This window comes from Candidatus Acidiferrales bacterium (assembly GCA_035515795.1).
Classification (GTDB): Bacteria; Bacteroidota; Ignavibacteria; order Kryptoniales; family JAKASW01; genus JAKASW01.
The window spans coordinates 94065-109334 of the sequence record DATJAY010000012.1 but is presented as its reverse complement, the minus strand read 5'-3'; the positions used below and the strand labels follow the sequence as shown (position 1 = coordinate 109334).

Below are 15270 nucleotides of genomic sequence, written 5' to 3'. Positions count from 1 at the left end.
AGTTAAGAAGGGCCGAAGTCTTTGTCAAGAAAAAAATTCATACCCCGAAAGATTTTTAAACCGAATTTGAAAAGTGCGTACTAGACTGGGAGAATTCAGAAAATAGATGGGAAAAAGGCGATTGCAGCACCCACCAGCAGCCCGTCAAGAACACCGAGCGCCAAAGAAAGCATAACCACTCTAAGCCACCTCCGCCCCACAATCTCGCAAATGATGAAAAGACCCAATATACCCCCGATCCCGCCTCCTATTCCACCGATCAAGATTCTTTCATAACTAATGGATTCTGTGGGAATTAAGCGAAAGGAAGAAGTCGCAATTACTGCAATTACAGTGGCTCCAATCAGACTGCCGAACAACGAATCGCGCTCTTCTCTTGTACCAAACACTCTTTTTGTATGCTCAGTTGCCGTCACTTAAAATAAGACCTGTAAACTTAGCCCTTCATAAGAAAACCTTGACCGATCAGCGGTTTCACGAGATTCATTCCAAAAAAAACGAGGCACTCCCGGGCAGGAGTGCCTGTTTTCCGCAGCGGGAAGAAGAATCTTTCTTGGGGTTTGACCGCTAAATTAGGAGGCTGCATTAGGGCATGCGAGTCGTGCTTCGCGATTTGTGGCAGCGTGGGATAACTGAGCGGCAAGATCTCCTTCCCATGTCAGGGGGCTGTTTGCGGGTATGCAAACTCATATTTTTCTTCGCAAACTGCTTGCCTGAGAATCAAATTTGTCTAATGAACTGTAAACTCATGTTTCTAATATACTAAGATCGTGCCAAAAAAATATTCAAAAAAATGATTCTTTTGGATGTTTTTATAACAGAATCGTTGCAATACGAGATTGGAAATCGCAAAATGGGATTTTTATCTGCGCGTATATTATTTTGAACAGAAATAACCGCACGTTATATTCGGAGGTGTGAAGTGGATATTGGACGGGTATAATGTCATCCTTGCCGATCATAAATTGGCGGCGATGGCAAGAAACAGCATAGAAGGTTCCAGAAGAGAATTGATCCAAGAGATCGCTTTCTCTGGGAAATTTCGTGGTGACAGGATAGTTCTGGTCTTTGACGGAAGATCGGGAGGAGCAGTAGAGAAAATTACTCCCAATTTCGAAATAAGATTCTCAGCCTCACATGAAACGGCGGATGAACTCATAAAAAAGATTGTCGGCAACCATGAGAAACGGAGTTCCATTACTGTCGTTTCGAATGACCGTTCAATCATAAATTATGCAAAGGAATGCGGCGCAAAGGTCATCGGAAGCAAAGACTTTCTTTCATTCATGCGCTGCCGGAGAAGAGAAAGAGAGACGATCGAACATCTTTCGGAAAAACCGACTCCAAAATTTGATCCTGAATTGTTGAAACTTTTTAAAGAGAATAAACATGAAACATAAATTCATTTTTCGGATGCTGCCTATCTTGGTGCTCCTATTTGCTGCGGCGGGAGCGAAAGCTCAGCTAAAAGTACTTGAAGGAAATGAAATCTCTTTCGGCAAGATTTATCAAACTGGGGAAAAAGTTCATGAGGCAATTACTCTAAAAAATTTGGGGAATGAGGCAATCAAGATAACGAATGTTGGCACAAGCTGCGGTTGCACTGCCGCCATGATTTCGGACAGTACTTTGGAACCCGGCGGGCAAGTCCGAATAAACATTGAATTTAATCCGCTGGGTTACATCGGCGAAGTCTCAAAAAATATTTACGTTTATACTTCCGATCCGAAGACCCAGCTTATCTCAATTCGGATGACGGGATACGTTGCTTATGCCTTACAATCGACTCCCAATAATGCAGTATTCGGCGAAATCAAAGTTGGTACAACCGACAGCACAAGCGTTACTCTGAGCAATACGTCGGACGAACAGATTCAAATAACCAAGGTAGAGATACCATACGACGAGATCACTTACAGGTTGGACAAAAAAGAACTAAAGCCTGGCGAGTTTACCGACTTACACCTTTATCTTAGTCCAAAGGACCAGAACAACATATCCGGCTTCATAAAAATTTTTTCCACAAGCACATTGCAACCTGTGTTACAAGTAAGGATTTTTGCGGGAACGCTCCTAAGGTAAGATGTAGAGGTCTATCCGTTCATTCATCGATCACCCCGACTCACTATTGCTGTCCCGAGGGACCATGGATACACACTTGGTTGGCAGTGAGCTTGCGTGTCTTTGTGGTTAGTTTCAACTCGCGGGTAAAGCGATGATAAATCAGGCTGAGGCTTGTTTCCTATTTGTCAGGAAAAGCGGATCCGCTCCGTCAGTAACAACCTCTTTTGTAATAATGCATTTGCCGATATTCGACATGGATGGAAGATTGTACATTATATCAACCATCTTCTCTTCAAGAATCGACCTTAGTCCTCGCGCACCCGTTCCGCGTTCTACCGCTTTCCCGACAATGGCCATAAGCGCCTTGTCTTCAAACTCGAGGTCCACCCCTTCAAGTTTAAAGAGTTTCTTGTACTGTTTCACGAGCGCATTCTTCGGAAGGGTAAGTATATCTTTCATCGCTTCATGGCTGAGGGTGTGCAAGGTCGCTACCACCGGCAAGCGGCCGATGAACTCGGGAATCAACCCGAATTTCAGAAGATCGTCCGGCTGAACGAGGGGCAACAGTTCGTTCACCTGGTCTTCTTTGACGGAATGCACGTCCGCTCTGAAGCCGATCGGATTCTTGCTCGTCCGGCGCGCAATTATTTTCTCCAGCCCTTCGAATGCGCCGCCGCAAATGAAGAGAATATTTCTGGTGTTTACATTGATCAGCGGCTGTTCGGGGTGCTTTCTGCCGCCGCGAGGCGGTACACCCGCAACTGTGCCCTCGAGAATTTTCAAAAGAGCTTGTTGCACACCTTCACCGGAGACATCGCGTGTTATCGACGGCGTGTCGCTTTTTCTCGCTATCTTGTCAATCTCATCGACATAAACAATTCCTCGCTCCGCGCGAGCAACATCATAATCCGTATTCTGCAAAAGATGAACGAGAATAGTCTCCACATCGTCACCGACATAACCGGCTTCCGTCAGGGTCGTAGCGTCTGCGATAGCAAACGGAACGTTCAGAATTTTTGCGAGAGTCTGTGCAAGAAGAGTCTTGCCTGTTCCTGTCGGACCGATTAGAACGATATTGCTCTTCTCGATCTCGGTGTCATCTTCGGAAGTCAGACCCGGAGGAAGAGAGATGCGTTTGTAATGATTGTAAACTGCAACGGACAGGATTTTTTTTGCGTGCTCCTGTCCGATCACATATTCATCCAGCGCATTTTTTATCTCTACAGGTGTGAGTGGAGCTCTTCCGGTGAAACTATCCGTATGCTGCTTATAAATGGGTATATTGCTTCGCAGAATTTCGACAGAGTGTTCTACACAGACGTCGCAGATATAAACGTCCCCCGGTCCAGCAACCAGACTCTTCACTTCCTTCGCGGCACGTCCGCAAAAGGAACAGTGCATGTCTTCTTGACGCTGCTTAGCCATTGTTATTTAGAATTCCTTCTCGACGTCCTTTTGTCGTCCTGACTTTAAGTCCGAGATCACCGTCGGAATAGAGATAGCAAACAAAACAAGAAAAATCAACATAACAATCAGGAGCAAACTGCCCATAATGTTTTTTGTAACTCCAATTTAGTTTCACTTCTTTTTATCGTCCCTTTTCATGAGAACTGTGTCGATTAAGCCGTATTTTACCGCATCTTCACCAGCCATAAAATAATCTCTATCTGTATCTTTTTCAATTTGTTCAACGGGTTTACCGGTATGTTGAGAAAGAATTTCGTTGAGTCTTCTTTTGGTTTTGATCACTTCTTCAGCTTGAATGCTGATATCGGCCGCGGACCCTTGAAAACCGCCCCACGGCTGGTGAATCATTATACGGGCATTCGGGAGAGAGGCTCGTTTTCCTTTTGCCCCGCCTGCAAGAAGAACCGCTCCCATACTGGCGGCAAGCCCGACGCAGGTTGTCGCGATATCCGGTTTGATGTACTGCATGGTATCGTATATTGCCAATCCGGCAGGAACGCTCCCCCCCGGACTGTTTATGTACAAGTTTATGTCCTTGTTCGGATCTTCACTTTCAAGAAAGAGGAGTTGAGCAATTACCAGGCTCGCGACGGTATCGTCAATCGCAGTTCCGATGAAGATGATTCTCTCCTTCAGCAATCGGGAAAAAATGTCATACGCTCGTTCGCCCCGGCCTGTTTGCTCGATAACGTAAGGAATCGTCAATTGATTGAATACTTCCATTTCATCAGTCCTCATGTTCGTGTGTCGGATTCTTTTCTACAACTTTAACTTCAGCATTGTTAATTATAAAATTAAACATCTCATTAAACAACAACTTGTTTTTGACGTCGTCGGATTGTCTGTAGTGTTTGATAAGCGTGCCCTTGTCAATGTTGTACTTCGTCGATTCGTCGTCGGCCGTCCGCTCGAGAATCGACTCATCGACTTTCAATCCTTCCTTCTGGATAATTGCTGCAGCGAGAAGATTCCACTTCACTGCCCTTACCCCGGCCTCTCGATATCGCTCCTTTACAAAGCCTTCATCGACTTCCTGGTCGCCGGATTGTTTCTTCAGTTCTGCTATCAAATCATTAAGATAATCTTCAACCATGCTTTCAGGAATCTCAAATTCATTTGTCTTCAATAGCTCCTCTGCGATCCTATCGCGAAGTTCCTCTTCGGCCTTGTCTTCGTAATAATGTTCAAGCTCTCTTTCGATGTCATCCTTCAAGGCGGCAAGCGTCTCCATTTTCCCGCCGGAAATTTTCTTTGCAAATTCATCGGTCAGATCGGGCAACACAAATTTCTCCAGGGTCTTCACAAATACCCTGAATGGTTTTTTGCCGCCCTGCTTGCCGTCCTTGTCGAAAGTCTCAAGCTCGATGTTAAACTCGTCCCCTTTATTGCCTTTCAACAGCCGAGCCTGTATCTCCGCCAATTCCGGTGCCTTTCTCCGCAGGTCGATTTTATAATTTTCTCTTCGCTGTCCGATTAGCGGCAAACCGCCCGCGTCGATTACCTGAAGATCGACCGTCACCATCCCTTTTTCATCATCGAGATGTTCTACTTCCTTTTTCTCGGCATTCGCTTCCCGGATATGCATCAACTCATGTTCAACATTCTGTGGAAGAATCTTGTACATCGAGCGCTCAAGTCTCATCTCCTTATATCCCGCCGGCTCGATTTCGGGAACGACTTCAAAGGTCAATCTGAAATGGAGCGGCTCGCCCGACTTTCTAGAGTCAAGGTTGTAGTCGACCACACCGGCAACTTTCGTGTTCTCCTTTTCGAATATTTCTTTTACAACGTCGTTAACTATCTCGGGTAAAGATTCCGATTCTATTTCTTCACCGAATCTTTTCTTGACAATTTCAATTGGAGTTTTCCCCTTTCTAAAACCGGGTATGACCGCCTTTTGCTGGAATTCATTATATGCAGATTCCAATTTTGTCTTGACTTTTTCATCTTCCAATGTTGCAGTTACCTCGAGCTGTTTTTTTAATCCGCCGAGGTCAATGATTTTGTAATCCACCTTATCTCCTGCTGACTAAGTTTTCGTTCCATCCGACTAGGATCCAATCCGTGAAGATCGTCTCAAGGAGGTCCTTCACGACAACGATGCATCGAGTCTATTTCACCAAAATATTTCTTCGTCGGCAAATGATTGATTTGCGATCAAAGATATTTTATTCCGGCGCCTAACTTTCGTTAGTGGGCACGGAGGGACTCGAACCCTCACAGGGTGACCTACTAGCTCCTAAGGCTAGCGCGTCTGCCAATTCCGCCACGTGCCCTCGCAATACCTGGTTCGGAAAGGAGCAACTGATTTTGAATGTAAAATATAATTCTTGCACCCCGAATCTTCAACATTCCAGAAAACGGTCAATCTGTCCGGTTTTAAACGATATTTGAAGTTATTTGACGATCAGCATCTTTTTTGTCGAAATATAATTGCCCGCCACAATTCGATAGAAATAAACCCCGCTCGCAAGCCGCGAGCCATTGAATCCGACCTCGTACTTTCCCGGCGCCTTGACCTCATCTACCAGCGTCGCCACTTCTCTGCCAAGCACATCGTAGACTTTCAGTAGGACATGGCTGATCGATGGGAGTTGATAATTGATGATCGTCGTCGGATTAAACGGGTTCGGGTAATTCTGTGAAATGGCAAAAGTTCTCGGCAGGAGATTTTGATGAACACTCGTAATGGTAAAAACCTTAACGCTCTGACTCCTTGAGCTTTCGTTCGCCGAGAAATCATATGCCGACAGAGCAAACCAATAGTTCGCTTCACTTACAAGTTGCGATATGACAAACGAGTCAATATTCGAAGTATAGATGGGGGAGCTGCCTTGCGCTGCTGCCGTTCCGGCAAGAAGATTAGTGCTGTCGGTCGAATAATAAATTTTGTAACCGGCTAGGTCGCGGATGCTATCCGCTGTCCATTTCAGCTTCACCCTGCCCGGTCCGGAGCTGTCGATTTCCGCGTTGAGCCCTTGCGGAACCGGAGGAGCAACAGTGTCTGGCACAAGTATGCCGGCACTCATTACGGTTGTGTCTATGAATGGCTGGAATAAGTTCACTGTCAGCGAATCGAATCCTGTCGAATCTTTATATGCCCGCAAGCTCCAGGTGAAATTCAAATGACCGCCGGCGGAAAAATCATTGATCGTTGAACTTGTGGCTCCGGAAAGTATGGTCATCCCGCTGGCCGAAACATCGATATTAAGATCGGAAACGTCTGTGGTTCCGGTATTAAATATATCTGCAGTGACCGTAAATGGATTCGGGGAAAGAGTATCGCCCTGCGATTTGAGTGCCCCCGGCGAAGAGAAATACACCGCATAGGGCGATTGCAGATATTTGCCCGGCAACAAGTATCTGAACGCTTCATTATTCGATTTGTTCAATTCATTTATGGAATTATTCGGATCGACCTTGACGTAAATCGAATGGTACTGCCATCCCGGCGGTATAACCATGGAGAACGACAATCTCGCGCTGTCACCGGCGGTAATTACCGGAACGGTTTGACGCAGCAGCACGGGTGCAACGCCGAGGTCAGGATTTCCATCATAAGCAACAACTGCAACATTCGAAGCAGCGATCGAGCCGTAATTATGGATCGTCAAGTTGAAAGTCACGTCCTGTCCGGCCTGGTAATTCGTCGTATCCGGCACGATATCGGACTGTGCAATTGCCAAATCAGCGAGGCTCACCGCCGGGTTTCTTATCGGCACGAATGCTCCGCCCCCACCCCCAAAACTCTCCACAACGGAAACGCCGCTGCCACTCTGAACTTGATAAACATTATCCCCAAGCTCAGTACTAATAACAAGTACTCCCCCATTTTGCAGAATGGTGTCCTTTATCAGTTCTTGCGATTGATATGGATGAGAAATGTCGCCGAGCAGCGTGATACGAACCTGGTTGTTGTCAGTGTAAGAAAAAATTGATAAATAAGTTTCAGTTGTCGGAACAACGAACGAGGTGCCGATGTTTTTCCCCGTTGAGTCCGCAACTTCGGTAAGCTGATAATAGTACGGGGTTATTCTTTCCCAGGATTCCTCGAAAGGGATGTTAGCGGCAGTGAGGGTTCCGCTTGACGCCACTTTCCAGAATATATCTCCGGAAACGCCGAGCGTTCTCACCTGCTGGTGATTGAGGGTATCGACCAAAATAGTATCACCATTAGACAAATCCGTAATAACAATCGAATTACTATCGGAATATGACGTGAGGGTAATCGAGTTCTCCAACCCGGAAGGATGTCCTGAGAAACCGTAGAACAAATTCCCGGCGAAGGTTCCGTTCGCACTGGGGATGTAATATCCCTGGTCGTTGTACGAGAGAGCGGACACCGGCTTATCACTTGAGACTTGAATTGCCTTTCCCTCCAGCAATGAAACGTTCGGGAAGTCAAAATAGCCCGAAGTGTCGATAAACCCCCGGTATATGAGATTTCCCGCTCCAAGATCTCTTATGGTGAATTGCGTAATCCCGTCGTAAGAAAAAAGAATAAAGTGCGCTTCAATATCTGAGCTGTTTTTCATCATCCAGGTATTCAGCTTAGTGCTTACACCGCTTCCGTTGGCATCTACCGCAAAATATCCGCTCGCGAAACTTGTGATCGCGTCTCCCGTCAGAAGCGAAAACGGCTCGTTTGCGGTGACCATGTAGATCCCATTGCCCGGCGAGAGGGTGTCAAATGAGTCCGCGCGAAGAGTCTTGTTTAAAATCGTATCGGCCGCCGACGTCGTGATTGTTACGCTCGTGCTGTCAATGTACGAGAAGACGGCTATGTCATTGAAGGTATAAAACGTCGTGGAGTAGGAGGTGCCATTCGTTCTTATCGGAGTCACAAAAGGGCTCAGTCGTGGGATCGAAGGGTGTTTCTCGCCGACAAATCCCGGTGGTGCTCCGGGATGCTGCCAGGGTTCCACATTAAACACCTTTTGTTGAGCCGGAAGAAGGCGCCACGAAAGGAGAACAACGCAGACGATAAATTTCCTCATCTAGTACTTCGATCTTATCCGAAATTCGGACAAAAGCAGCATGGAAATCATGGTCAATGATTATAAAAGTATTCTTCAGGATCAAGACAAACAAGGAAGCACAATTTGATTTACTCTGTCTTTTCACTAATTTCTTGGCAAGGAAGATGGAAATAAAATTCACCCCCCTTTCGCAAATCGGAGAATTCAAACTCATCGATGAATTCAAATCAATAGCCGCAAAGTTTTCAAATCCAGTCGTGCTACAGGGCATCGGCGACGACACGTCGATAATCAAGCCGTCGCAGGACAAACATACTTTGGTCACCACGGACATTCTGACACAAGCTGTCCACTTTGATCTATCATATACATCGATGAAACATCTCGGGCAAAAAGCGGCACTCGTGAACTTGAGCGATATTGCAGCGATGTCAGGACTGCCGGTTGCCGCATTCGTCTCGCTCGGAATTCATTCCGGTATCAGCGTAGAAATGATCAAAGAATTTTACGAGTCGCTTGCAAATGAGTTTGGGAAACTCAATTGCACCATCGCCGGAGGTGATACTTCAGCTTCACCGATCGGTTTCGTCATCAGCATTACTCTGGTTGGTGAAGTTGAGCCCGATCGTCAGGTACTTCGAAATGGAGCAAAAGCCGGGGATGTAATCTGCGTGACGGGAGACCTTGGACGCGCAAAGGCCGGCCTAAGAATTCTTCAGCGCGAAAAAGATAGATACATCGAAGCCGGCCAGCCCGCAGACTTCTCACCCAACTTTGAAGGGTATGATGACGCACTCCAAAAACATTTATTGCCCGAATCCCGGATCATGCTTTCGAGGACATTAACTGAAAAAATCAAAGTTCATTCAATGATCGATGTCAGCGACGGCCTGATTTCCGATATGATGCACATATGCCTAGCGAGCTCTACTCACGGAGGTAGCAGCCTTGCATCTGAGATCGATGAGGAATTAATTCCAATCGATCCAATCACTCGGAAAGTTGCCGACGAGCTCGGAGAAAACTCGTTAGATTACGCGTTGTTAGGAGGAGAAGATTACGAACTGCTCTTCACCATCGCAGAGAAAGACTTCACCAAATTGCATTCATTGGAAGGAAATGTCAGAGCCATCGGAAGGGTGAAAGAGGGTCAAACGAAGGTTGCGGTACGGCGTGTCGATGGAAAGACGGACGAATACGTCGGTTTCCCTTCATACCAGCATTTCACTTCCAATAGCAAGTAGCCGCGTTTTAGATGCTGCCTAACGGCTGAACGCCGGCAATTAAATCTTATCCTATAATTCGTCTTGTGACCGAGGCAACCGCCGCCGGATTATCCGATATTACGCCATCGACTCCCAACCTGATCGTCTTCTCAATTTTACGAAGCCCGTTTACAGTATAAACAAATACTTTGATGCCGAGGTTATGGAACTGTTGAACTGTAGTGCGATTGAGGAACAGATGATTAAGGACTATTCCCTGTGCCCCGTATTGCAGCGGGAACGAACGCGGGGTCGGATTGAAATTGTGACGATAGAGGGGTGCAAAACGAAGATGCGGCGCTTTGTAGTGAAGATAACGGAGCGCCTCTAAATTGAAAGAAGAAAAAATGACATCGTCACCCATCCGCCGGTGTTCGACTATCCTCAGACATTTGTCGACCAGCGCGTACACTCCATTATGCCGTCGATGCTTCATTTCGATGTTTAACCTGATACGGTTCTTCGCCATCTCGAGGACCTCGTCGAGGAGTGGCACTCGCTCCTCTTTGTATTTGTGACTGAACCAGGTCCCCGCATCCAGCATCCTGATGTGATTGAAATTGGATCTCTTTACGAGACCGTTCCCGTTTGTGGTTCTTCCAAGCCTATAATCATGGAACACGATGACCTGGCCGTCGCCCGTCATCATAACATCCATTTCGAGCATGTTGGCCCCCGCTTCCATCCCCTTCTCGAAAGCCACCATGGTATTTTCAGGAGCTATCGCAGAAAAGCCGCGATGCGCGACGTTATAAAATTCTACACCGTCTCCAAACAATGAATGGCTCATATTCACAGCCCACGGCCCGCGGCTATCAGCCGCGAGCTATGAGCCATTAGCTATCGTTATTTTAACTTTAGACTTGAGACGGTTTTCTCAAAAGCAGGCAGGTAATCTTTCTGCATTTCCTCCGCCCAATTAAGAGTTATACGAATCCATTTATTATTCTTCACAACGATGTACGCGCGGCTCTGAATTCCTTTGAACGGAGAATAGCTGATCTGGTACGCATCGAGACCGCTAACCTTTGTTTTCACGGAACGAGCGCTGGCAGGATAACTCCCTTTGACCTGATTAAAGATTTTGTCGACCGTCAAGTTCTTCGCATCATGAACGTCTGCTACGATGGTGCAATCGTCCCGGTAGCCCTTAATTGAAAGCGATGCCAATACACCGCCCGACATCCCTTTCGGAGTCACGGTAAAATTATCCGGATACTGGATTACAAAATAGTCGTTCTGATATGATGCCATGGTCGCCGCCGGTATCATGTTTTCCGGAAGCTGCTGCTGGGCCACCGCCTTGGGAACTATGCTGTAGGTCAGCGCCACGCTGTCAAATACATTCGTGTAATCTTTAAAATCGTCGTTAAATCCCTGGCACTCGACTCCGTATTCCATACTGTCGTTGACACTGATGATGCGATAAGAATATATGGTGTTGTTAGCATCGAGCTTCAACGAATACGGAATCTTCACGGCCGGACTCCCCGCTAACGTCGTCTGCACATCAGGATCGATTTGTGCCTGTTCCTGCCTCAATTGAGATTTGAAATCCTCCGCTGCAGCCACGAGTGTTTTTGCTCCTGCCTCCTGGGCATAAATGTACATCCTCACCGCCGATTTCGAACTCGATGTCGGATCTGCAAATCGATTCCATGAGTCCTGCGAATTATATATGTTCAGCTTCCCCGGCTCAGCGGACTGTTGCCACGTCGAGGGAATTTTTACGACAAAAAGATTTGAGCCATCTCTGTACTCCTGCAAAGGGGGAACGGCAACCGGCTCGCTCTTCTGACAACCCGCAATCACCAGGAAAGTGAGAACGAAAAACTTCGTAGAGATTTTTGTTTTCATAAAGCACTCCTCATATTTTGATATGCTTGTTTACGGGAAAATATATCAATAGTCGAAGGAATTTACAATAACGCCTGAATAGAATAAAACCCTGTTGAAGTTGCACAAGTGCCGCCACGCTTTGCAGGACCGAAGAGATTCCAGATTTTTCTGTGGAACCATGGAAACCTCCCAGCCGATCTGCCGTCTTATAGGGCAATTATCGACAGTGGTAAATGTCGTACCCCATTAGTTAAATTCACTCAAATCAAACCAACAAGAGGCAAATATGAAACAGGCTCTAACTTTTCGGATAGGAAAAAGTCTTCCCGTATCTGGCGGCATGTCGGCCTTGCTAATGCTGTTTGCGATTGCCGGCTGTTCGTCGTATCAAGCGACACTGCCTGCATCAAATCTATATTTTGATCCCGACACGGTAAAAGCAGGACGGTTCGACACTGGGAAAATGTGGACATTTGACAATCCACCTGCTCAATATTTCCAGGAAGCTTACGGCTTTACTCCGGATCAAGACTGGTTCGACGACGCACGGCTCGGCGCACTCAGACTGTCAGGCTGTACAGCTTCATTCATATCGGAAGACGGCCTCGTGCTCACAAATCATCATTGCGCAAGAACCGCACTTGACAAAGTCAACAAACCCGGTGAAGATCTTCCCGACAGCGGGTTCTATGCACCCACTTTGAACGACGAAAGAAAAGTCGATGGCATGTATGCAGACCAGCTTGTCCTGATAAAGGATGTCACGACCGACGTTCAAGCTGCGTTCGAGAGGGGAAAGACGGATGAAGAAAAAATCGCCGACAGGACTGAGGAAATTAAGAGAATTCAGAAGGATTATTGGACGCAGTACAAAAAAGATCAGCCCGCAGATTCGATGATTTTCCAGGTCGTGAATTTTTTCAACGGCGGAAAATATTCTTTATATGGATATAAACGATACACGGATGTGAGATTGGTTTTTGCACCGCAGATGATCGTCGCATATTTCGGGGGCGACCCTGATAATTTCACGTATCCGCGATATGACGTCGATTTCTCGCTCTTCAGGATTTACGACCACGACAAACCGTTGAAGGCCGGCCATTATTTCAAGTGGAGCAAGGATGGCGCAAAAGAAGGAGAACCTGTTTTTGTAGTAGGGAATCCCGGCAGGACAAGCAGGCTCCTGACGGTCTCCCAGCTCGAATTCAATCGTGATTACTCATATCCGTTCATTATAAATTTGCTGCAGGGGAATTACGATATCTACGACAAGTATATCATGGATCATCCCGACAAAAAGGTGAAATATGAAACCCAATTGTTTTTTAATTCAAATTCGCTGAAGGCAATAAACGGTTATCTCAGCGGTCTTCGAGACCCATATTTGATGGCGAGGAAAAAAGCATTCGAAAAAGAATTTAAAGAAAAAGTCATGGCAAATCCTTCGCTTGCGGCAAAATACGGCTCGGTGTGGAATGATATTTCCGCTGTTCAAATGGAGAAGGCAAACCTGTTTGCGGACGTTAACGCCTATAACACTACGGGTTTCGGCAGGTCACAATATTTATCGCTTGCGACACGATTGGTTCAATACGCAAATAACATGAAGATGCCGGATTCGAGCAGGCCGGGCGGTTATCAAGGCGCTGCATTAGAAGAGATGAAATCAAAATTTTTCCCGTCCGATTTCAACCCCGAGTTGGAAAAAATGATTCTCGCATTTCAATTGAAGTTGATGCAGAGTGTTCTAGGAACCACCAGCGAACCCCTCAACAAACTCCTCGGCGGGAGAACACCGGAGGAGGCAGCGGACTTTCTTGAAGGGTCAACTGAAATCAGCGATAGCGCAAGCGTTGCCAAGCTGTTGAGCGGCGATCCGAATAGAATATTGACATCTTCCGATCCTTTCATTCAATTCATAGTCGAGTCGCAGCAAGCCATAGGAGATTTGAGTTCGAAATACAGCCATCTGACCGCAGAAGAAGGGGCGAAGGTGCAACTCCTCGGAAGAGCGCTGTTTGACGTCTATGGGGCTACGATTCCGCCAGATGCAACGTTCACGCTGAGAATCGCCGACGGGGTCGTGAAGGGATACGAATATAATGGTACAATCGCTCCGACAAATACCACTTACTACGGAATGTATGACAGGTATTATTCATTCGGGAAGAAATATCCCTGGAGTTTGCCGGGCAACTGGCAGAATCCTCCTGTTGATTTCAATCTGAGTACACCGCTCGATTTCGTCGCGACAAATGACATCATAGGCGGCAACTCGGGCAGCCCGGTGCTGAACAAGGAGCTGCAGGTCGTCGGGTTAATATTTGATGGAAACATCGAGAGCCTCCCCGGCGATTTCATCTATGTCGACACGTACAATCGTTCGGTCGCGGTTCATTCAGACGCTATACCCGAAGCGCTGAAGTACATTTACCACGCAGACAGACTCGTAAATGAAATAAAGGACGGTAAGATTCAGTAATAGTAATTAGGAAGTCAGCGGAGAGAAACAGGATATTCACTAACCTTGTCGAGATTTACAGTCCAAAGGGTATCTTCGGGAAAATCCTGACAAGGTTATTTTTAATTCATTTTCACTACCCGGACCTCGTCAACCAGCATGGCACTCTCGACAAATCCGCCGGAGATCATCGTAAGCCAAAGACTTGAATCGGCTGGACAAAACAAAGTGTCTGCAGACTGATAGAGCGTCCAGCTGGTGTCACCAACGTTTATATAGATTCCGCCTCCCTCGAAAGCATTTTGCGATCCACCCAGAATAACCACGCCGCCAACGCCAAGATTTTTCCCCCAGCACCGAAGGACATAGTGACCATCTTGCGATATCTTCCCGATTTTATATTGTGCGTGCGGCACGATGCATCCACCCGAAACGAAAAGCGATTGTTTCCCTCCGCCTGAAGGAGCAACGTTCCTAAATTGCATGCTGCCGGATCCTGTCCACCCTACTGTGTCCGCAGCCGACTAAAAAGAATTAGAATAAATTATTCTCCCCGAGTTGCTCCCCGCATCGACTATCTTTGTTCCTCCACATCCGAATAAGAAAGTGCAGACAAGCATCGCCGACGCCGATTCCAAATATCCGCTTGCTTTCACGGCACATCCCTTCTCCCTTTCATCATTTGCTTCTATAAACATCCTTAGCATAGTATACTCTATTGCTGTCGTCTGCCCGCGTACAATAGAAGACGTAATGCGACAGGGAAAGATTTTCAAATTTCGCGTTGATCGTGTAGTTGCAAACACAGTTGCAAACCTGAGCGGCCGTATCCATCGCGACGACAAAAATTGTATCGTTGCTGATCCTGTTAGAGAGAAGGAACCTGTTCGAGTCCGGGCAACAGTTTCCGGACAGGAAGAAATTTACTTCGAGATTTTGGTCGAATTGATATGTGAAGCAAGAATCCCACATGGAAACCTTCCCCAGCTGGTGCGACCCACAGCCTCCAACTTGGGTGAGCGAGGTCTTGACCTGCTGTTTCCCCGGATCCGATGACTTATCGGAGCAGGTAATGAGAATTCCCGATGAAATCGCGAGAAGAAAAAACAGCCCGATTTTTTTCATAGCAACAACTCCCTATTTGAATTTCAAATAACAAGAATGAGGTTGTGCTACTCAATCACGCCGTGAT

General features: G+C 46.7%; 14 protein-coding genes and 1 tRNA gene. 4 read left to right on the top strand and 11 right to left on the bottom strand.

The window, feature by feature from the left end:
• Window positions 1-95: 95 nt before the first annotated feature.
• Entirely contained in the window at window positions 96-389 is a 294-nt protein-coding gene (locus VLX91_06480; protein ID HUI29845.1) for a hypothetical protein, read from the bottom strand.
• Window positions 390-917: 528 nt separating this feature from the next.
• Between VLX91_06480 and VLX91_06475 the strand changes: the two genes are divergently transcribed.
• Together VLX91_06475 and VLX91_06470 are read left to right on the top strand one after the other, a co-directional pair.
• Entirely contained in the window at window positions 918-1400 is a 483-nt protein-coding gene (locus VLX91_06475) for an NYN domain-containing protein (GenBank protein HUI29844.1), read from the top strand.
• Window positions 1390-2082 carry a DUF1573 domain-containing protein gene (locus tag VLX91_06470; protein HUI29843.1) on the top strand — a complete coding sequence of 231 codons (693 nt, stop codon included), beginning with the start codon at window positions 1390-1392 and terminating at the stop codon, window positions 2080-2082. The genes VLX91_06475 and VLX91_06470 overlap by 11 nt, the downstream gene beginning before the upstream one ends.
• Window positions 2083-2223: 141 nt before the next feature.
• Here VLX91_06470 and clpX read toward each other — a convergent pair whose 3' ends face one another.
• The 5 genes from clpX to VLX91_06445 all read right to left on the bottom strand — a co-directional run bounded on the left by clpX (window position 2224) and on the right by VLX91_06445 (window position 8528).
• Window positions 2224-3489 (bottom strand): ATP-dependent Clp protease ATP-binding subunit ClpX, encoded by a 1266-nt coding sequence (gene clpX, locus VLX91_06465; GenBank protein HUI29842.1) that lies wholly within the window; start codon window positions 3487-3489, stop codon window positions 2224-2226.
• Between the two features lie 153 nt (window positions 3490-3642).
• The gene (clpP, locus tag VLX91_06460) at window positions 3643-4254 is read right to left on the bottom strand and encodes an ATP-dependent Clp endopeptidase proteolytic subunit ClpP (protein HUI29841.1); all 612 of its coding nucleotides are present in this window, start codon (window positions 4252-4254) and stop codon (window positions 3643-3645) included.
• A 4-nt stretch (window positions 4255-4258) separates the two neighbouring features.
• The gene (tig, locus tag VLX91_06455; GenBank protein HUI29840.1) at window positions 4259-5545 is read right to left on the bottom strand and encodes a trigger factor; all 1287 of its coding nucleotides are present in this window, start codon (window positions 5543-5545) and stop codon (window positions 4259-4261) included.
• 180 nt (window positions 5546-5725) lie between these two features.
• Window positions 5726-5807: transfer RNA gene (locus tag VLX91_06450), tRNA-Leu, on the bottom strand.
• Window positions 5808-5927: 120 nt separating this feature from the next.
• Window positions 5928-8528, bottom strand: coding sequence for a CARDB domain-containing protein (locus VLX91_06445; protein HUI29839.1), 2601 nt, complete (start codon window positions 8526-8528; stop codon window positions 5928-5930).
• Window positions 8529-8584: 56 nt separating this feature from the next.
• Between VLX91_06445 and thiL the strand changes: the two genes are divergently transcribed.
• Window positions 8585-9754 (top strand): thiamine-phosphate kinase, encoded by a 1170-nt coding sequence (gene thiL, locus VLX91_06440; GenBank protein ID HUI29838.1) that lies wholly within the window; start codon window positions 8585-8587, stop codon window positions 9752-9754.
• A gap of 46 nt (window positions 9755-9800) precedes the next feature.
• Here thiL and VLX91_06435 read toward each other — a convergent pair whose 3' ends face one another.
• The gene (locus VLX91_06435; protein ID HUI29837.1) at window positions 9801-10565 is read right to left on the bottom strand and encodes a glycerophosphodiester phosphodiesterase family protein; all 765 of its coding nucleotides are present in this window, start codon (window positions 10563-10565) and stop codon (window positions 9801-9803) included.
• Between the two features lie 56 nt (window positions 10566-10621).
• The gene (locus VLX91_06430) at window positions 10622-11632 is read right to left on the bottom strand and encodes a hypothetical protein (GenBank protein HUI29836.1); all 1011 of its coding nucleotides are present in this window, start codon (window positions 11630-11632) and stop codon (window positions 10622-10624) included.
• 268 nt (window positions 11633-11900) lie between these two features.
• Between VLX91_06430 and VLX91_06425 the strand changes: the two genes are divergently transcribed.
• Window positions 11901-14099: a S46 family peptidase gene (locus VLX91_06425; GenBank protein ID HUI29835.1), complete on the top strand. Its 2199-nt coding sequence runs from the start codon at window positions 11901-11903 to the stop codon at window positions 14097-14099.
• Between the two features lie 101 nt (window positions 14100-14200).
• On the opposite strand, the gene VLX91_06420 is transcribed toward VLX91_06425, so the two are convergent.
• From VLX91_06420 to VLX91_06410, 3 genes are read right to left on the bottom strand one after another with little or no spacing between them, the layout of a single operon-like run.
• The gene (locus VLX91_06420; GenBank protein HUI29834.1) at window positions 14201-14563 is read right to left on the bottom strand and encodes a hypothetical protein; all 363 of its coding nucleotides are present in this window, start codon (window positions 14561-14563) and stop codon (window positions 14201-14203) included.
• Between the two features lie 39 nt (window positions 14564-14602).
• Window positions 14603-14776: a hypothetical protein gene (locus VLX91_06415; protein ID HUI29833.1), complete on the bottom strand. Its 174-nt coding sequence runs from the start codon at window positions 14774-14776 to the stop codon at window positions 14603-14605.
• Window positions 14757-15203 carry a hypothetical protein gene (locus VLX91_06410; protein ID HUI29832.1) on the bottom strand — a complete coding sequence of 149 codons (447 nt, stop codon included), beginning with the start codon at window positions 15201-15203 and terminating at the stop codon, window positions 14757-14759. Before VLX91_06410 ends, VLX91_06415 begins: the two co-directional genes overlap by 20 nt.
• Between the last annotated feature and the right edge of the window lie 67 nt (window positions 15204-15270).